Origin of the sequence: Streptomyces albidochromogenes, assembly GCF_005981925.1 — a bacterium.
GTDB classification, from domain to species: domain Bacteria; phylum Actinomycetota; class Actinomycetes; order Streptomycetales; family Streptomycetaceae; genus Streptomyces; species Streptomyces albidochromogenes.
This window is the reverse complement of sequence record NZ_VBVX01000388.1, coordinates 1-5,329: the sequence shown is the minus strand read 5'-3', so window position 1 is coordinate 5,329 and position 5,329 is coordinate 1. Positions and strand designations below refer to the sequence as shown.

The 5,329-nt window shown below is 69.9% G+C and carries 4 protein-coding genes and 1 pseudogene; all 5 read left to right on the top strand.

The genetic code is table 11. The features are described 5' to 3' along the window. Window positions 1-19 precede the first annotated feature (19 nt). Window positions 20-694, top strand: a pseudogene (locus tag E2E34_RS30760) (ROK family protein); the annotation flags it as partial. Window positions 695-746: 52 nt separating this feature from the next. Further along, the gene (locus tag E2E34_RS30755; protein ID WP_138905139.1) at window positions 747-2,090 is read left to right on the top strand and encodes an ABC transporter substrate-binding protein; all 1,344 of its coding nucleotides are present in this window, start codon (window positions 747-749) and stop codon (window positions 2,088-2,090) included. A 7-nt stretch (window positions 2,091-2,097) separates the two neighbouring features. Next, window positions 2,098-3,045 (top strand): carbohydrate ABC transporter permease, encoded by a 948-nt coding sequence (locus E2E34_RS30750; RefSeq protein ID WP_138905138.1) that lies wholly within the window; start codon window positions 2,098-2,100, stop codon window positions 3,043-3,045. 5 nt (window positions 3,046-3,050) lie between these two features. Beyond that, window positions 3,051-3,953, top strand: coding sequence for a carbohydrate ABC transporter permease (locus E2E34_RS30745; protein WP_138905137.1), 903 nt, complete (start codon window positions 3,051-3,053; stop codon window positions 3,951-3,953). An 8-nt stretch (window positions 3,954-3,961) separates the two neighbouring features. Continuing rightward, a complete protein-coding gene (locus E2E34_RS30740) occupies window positions 3,962-5,227 on the top strand; it encodes a 6-phospho-beta-glucosidase (RefSeq protein WP_138905140.1) in 1,266 nt (421 codons plus the stop codon). Window positions 5,228-5,329 lie beyond the last annotated feature (102 nt).

The window sequence follows — 5,329 nt, the reverse complement described above, 5'->3', positions numbered from 1 at the left end:
AGATGTGTAATAAGAGACAGACGACCTCGCGGCCGCCCTGCCCATGCCCGTCGAGTACGAGAACGACGTGAACCTCGCCGCCGTCGCCGAACAGCGGCTGGGCGCGGCGCGCGGCCACCAGGACTTCGTCCTGCTGTGGAACCACGGCGGCCTCGGCGCCGCGCTGGTGATCGGCGGCCGGCTGCACCGCGGCTGGACCGGTGGCGCCGGTGAGGTCGGGTTCATGCCGGTGCCGGGCACTCCGCTCGTGCGCCGGGTGACCAAGGCCAACTCCGGCGGCTTCCAGGAGCTGGCGGGCGGGCAGGCGGTGCCCCGGCTGGCCCGGGAGCTGGGCATCGCGGTGCCGCCGGGCGAGACGTACATCGACGAGGCGATCGCGCTGCTGAGCGAGGCGTCCCGGGCCGCCGACGGGCCGTACCGGGACCTCCTCCAGGCGTTCGCGACCGGCCTCGCGACGGGTCTCGCCGCCATGGTCGCCCTGCTGGACCCGGAGCTGGTGGTGCTGTCCGGCGGCGTGCTCGTGGCCGGCGGCGAACCGCTGCGCGCGCTGGTCCAGGCGGAGCTCGCCGAGCTCGCCGCTCCCCGGCCCCGGCTCGTGATCGGTTCCGTACGCGACGAGCCCGTACTGCGCGGGGCGTTGGAGAGCGCCCTGGCCACCACCCGTGACGAGGTCTTCGACACCACCTCCCGCTAGCGCCCCTCCGCTGCTGTCCCTCCCCCGTCCTCCAGCCCCTGGGAGCTTCGCCATGCGCCAGAAGAGCGGCAGCCGCCGCCTCGTCAGCCCAGCCGTCGCCGTCGCCGCGCTGTCCGTGCTCGCCACCGCGTGCACGGGCCAGTCCGGGGCGGGAGCGACGGACGACCCGAAGGCGGACACCACGATCACCTTCTGGCACGGCTGGAGCGCCCCGAGCGAGGTGAAGGCGATCCGGGCGAACGTCGACCGGTTCGAGGCGCGGCACAAGAACATCAAGGTGAACGTCGTCGGCAACATCAACGACGACAAGCTCAACCAGGCGCTGCGCGCGGGCGGTTCGAAGGGCCCGGACGTCGTGTCGTCCTTCACGACCTCGAACGTCGGGAAGTTCTGCTCGTCGGGCGCCTTCGCCGACCTGGGGCCCTTCATCGAGAAGTCGAAGCTCGACCTGGAGAAGACGTTCCCGAAGGTGACGCTGGAATACACGCAGTTCGAGGGCAAGCGGTGCGCGATGCCGCTGCTCACCGACGCGTACGGCCTCTACTACAACAAGGACGCCTTCAAAGAGGCCGGCATCGAGGCGCCGCCCAGGACGATGTCCGAGCTGACCTCGGTCGCGAAGAAGCTGACGAAGACCAGGGGCGACAGCTACGAGCAGCTCGGCTTCATGCCGAACTACCACGGTTACGAGACGACCACCGAGCACTACCTGGGCTCCTGGGACCAGCGTTACTTCGACGCCGACGGCAAGTCGAACACAGCCAGGGACCCGGCCTTCGCGGCCATGTTCAGGCAGCAGAAGAAGCTGGTCGACGAGCTCGGCGGGTTCCGGAAGCTGGAGAAGTACCGGGGCACCTTCGGGGACGAGTGGGGCGCCAAGCACCCGTTCCACACCGGGCAGGTCGCCATGCAGCTGGACGGTGAGTGGCGGCTCGGGATGGCCGAGGACGCCAAGGTGCCGTTCGAGATCGGCGTCGCTCCGATGCCGGTGGCCGACGACGAGGCGGACAGTTACGGCAAGGGCTTCCTGTCCGGCACGATCATGGGCATCGCTCCGGCGAGCAGGAAGCAGAACGCGGCCTGGGAACTGGTCGAGTTCATGACCACGGACACGAACGCCGTGGTGGAGTTCGCCAACGCCATCCGCAATGTGCCGTCCACCTTCGACGCCCTGAAGTCGCCGGACCTCGAACTCGACCCGCGCTTCAAGACGTTCCTGGACATCGCGCGGCACCCCAAGTCCAGCACCCCCGCCGGCGCGGTGAACGGGGCGACGTACCTCCTGACGATCCAGGACTTCGGCTATCAGTACGAGAAGGGCGCGGTGAAGGACCTCCAGGCGGGTCTGGAGAAGACCGCCGCGCAGATCGACGCCGACATCGCGAAGGCGAAGTAGTCCGCCGATGAGCACGACCGCCCCCACACTGCGCTCGAAGCGCCGCAGATCGGCGTTGCGGACCGCGGCGTTCATGTCGCCGTGGCTGGTCGGCTTCGGCGTCTTCTTCGCCTACCCGCTGCTGTCGACCGTCTACTTCTCCTTCACGCGGTACGACGGCTTCGGCGCCCCCAGGTTCAACGGGCTCGACAACTGGACGTGGGTGTTCCGCGACTACCCGATGTTCTGGCCGTCGCTGGGAAACACCCTGTGGCTGGTCCTGGTCATGGTCACCTGCCGGGTCGTCTTCGGGCTGGGCATCGGCCTGCTGATCACCAGGATCAGAACGGGTACGGGCGTCTTCCGCACCCTGTTCTACCTGCCGTTCCTCGCACCGCCCGTCGCCGCGACGCTCGCCTTCGTCTTCCTCCTCAACCCGGGCACGGGGCCGGTGAACTCGGTCCTGGGCGATCTGGGGCTGCCGGCCCCGGGCTGGTTCAACGACCCGTCGTGGTCGAAGCCGGCGCTCACGATGCTCGCGGTGTGGGGCATCGGCGACCTGATGGTCATCTTCATGGCCGCGCTGCTCGACGTACCGAAGGAGCAGTACGAGGCGGCGGAGCTGGACGGGGCGTCCGCGCTCCAGCGCTTCCGCTTCGTCACCCTGCCGAACATCTCGCCGATCGTGATGTTCTCCGTCGTCACCGGGGTGATCCAGACGATGCAGTACTACACGCAGCCGCTGGTCGCGGGGAAGGTCGCCTCCGGCGTCATCGGCGGCTCGGGCCAGCAGTTCGAGCCGGGGTATCCCGACAAGTCGACGCTGACGCTTCCCCAGCTCGTGTACAACCTCGGCTTCCAGCGCTTCGACTACGGCGCGGCGTGCGTGGTCGCACTGGTGCTGTTCGCCCTGGCCATGGCCTTCACCGCGCTTCTGATGCGGCGGCGCGGCGGCATCCTCCAGGAAGGTGAGTGACCGTCATGACGCACCTTCTCGACCGGCCGGTCAAGACGCTGCCGAGCGGCGCGGGCGCGACCCCCGCCGCGCGCACGGCCCGCCGCAGGGCGCTGCTGCACTGGATCGCCGTGCACGCGCTGGGGATCGCGGCGGCGCTCTTCTTCGTGCTGCCGTTCGTCTTCGTCGTCCTGACGTCGCTGATGAACGACCAGCAGGCGCTGACCCGCGACCTGACGCCCGACACCTGGGAGTGGGGCAACTACGTCAAGGTCTTCGAGACGCCGGGCTTCCTGACCTGGTGGCGCAACACGCTGCTGTACGCCGGGCTCGGCACCGTACTGACGGTGGTGTCCTCCGTGCCGGTGGCGTACGCGCTCGCCACGTTCCGCTTCCGGGGCCGCCGACTGTCGCTGATGCTCGTGATCTCGATGATGATGCTCCCGCCGCAGGTCGTCGTCATCCCGATGTACCTGTTCTGGGCGAAGCAGCTCGACCTGTCCGGCACGCTGTGGCCGCTGATCATCCCGATGGCGTTCGGCGACGCCTTCTCGATCTTCCTGCTGCGGCAGTTCCTGCTGACCATCCCCGACGAGTACCTCGACGCGGCGCGGGTCGACGGGTGCGGCGAACTGCGGACGCTGGTCCGGGTCGTGCTGCCGATGGCCAGGCCGGGCATCGCGGCCGTCGCCCTGTTCCAGTTCTTCTACGCCTGGAACGACTACTTCGGACCACAGATCTACGCCTCCGAGAACCCGGCCGCCTGGACGCTGTCGTACGGACTCGAATCCTTCAAGGGCGCGCACCACACCGACTGGAACCTGACCATGGCCGCGACCGTCCTGGTCATGGCCCCTGTGATCGTCGTCTTCTTCTTCGCCCAGAAGGCGTTCGTCGAAGGCGTCACACTGACCGGAGTAAAGGGCTGATGACCGGCATGAAGCTCGCTGTAGTGGGTGGCGGCTCCACGTACACCCCGGAACTGATCGACGGCTTCGCCCGTCTGCGCGACACCCTGCCGATCGACGAGCTCGTCCTCGTCGACCCGGCGGCCGACCGCCTCGGCCTGGTGGGCGGCCTCGCCCGCCGCATCTTCGCCAGGCAGGGGCACCCCGGCCGCATCACGACCACCTCCGACCTGGACGCGGGCGTCGCGGACGCCGACGCGGTGCTGCTCCAGCTCCGGGTCGGCGGGCAGGCCGCGCGCGACCGGGACGAGACGTGGCCGCTGGAGTGCGGGTGTGTCGGACAGGAGACGACGGGCGCGGGCGGTCTCGCGAAGGCGCTGCGTACGGTCCCGGTCGTCCTGGACATCGCGGAGCGGGTACGGCGTGCCAGCCCCGACGCGTGGATCATCGACTTCACCAACCCCGTGGGCATCGTGACCCGGGCGCTGCTCCAGGCCGGGCACCGGGCCGTCGGGCTGTGCAACGTCGCGATCGGCCTCCAGCGGAAGTTCGCGAAGCTGCTGGAGGTGGCGCCCGCCGACGTCCACCTGAACCACGTGGGCCTCAACCACCTCAGCTGGGAGCTGGGGGTGCGCCTCGGCGGCCCGGACGGCGAGGACGTGCTGCCGAAGCTGCTCGCCGAGCACGGCGGCGCCATCGCCGACGACCTGCGCCTGCCGCGCGCGGTGCTGGACCGCCTCGGGGTCGTCCCCTCGTACTACCTGCGCTACTTCTACGCGCACGACGAGGTCGTACGGGAGCTCGGCACGAAGCCGTCGCGGGCGGCGGAGGTGGCGAAGATGGAGGCGGAGCTCCTCTCCCTGTACGGCGATCCGGCGCTGGACGAGAAGCCGGCCCTGCTCGCCCGGCGCGGCGGCGCGTTCTACTCGGAGGCGGCGGTGGACCTGGCGGCGTCGCTGCTGGGCGACGGCGGCAGCCCGGTGCAGGTGGTCAACACGTACAACAACGGCACGCTGCCGTTCCTCGCCGACGACGCGGTGATCGAGGTCCAGGCGCGGGTGGACCGCACGGGCGCGACGCCGATGGCCGTGCCGGAGCTGGACCCGCTGTACGCGGGGCTCGTCGCGAACGTGACGGCGTACGAGGACCTGGCGCTGGAGGCGGCGCTGCGCGGCGGCCGCGACCGCGTCTTCAAGGCGCTCCTCGCGCACCCCCTGGTCGGCCAGTTCGAGTACGCCGAAGGGCTCACCGACCGGCTGATCGCGCACAACCGGGAGCACCTGGCGTGGGCGTGAGCGCGGCGGTCCTCGCCATCGACGCGGGCAACAGCAAGACGGACGTGGCGGTGGTGGGGGCGGACGGTTCGGTCCTGGCCACCGCGCGCGGCGGGGGGTTCC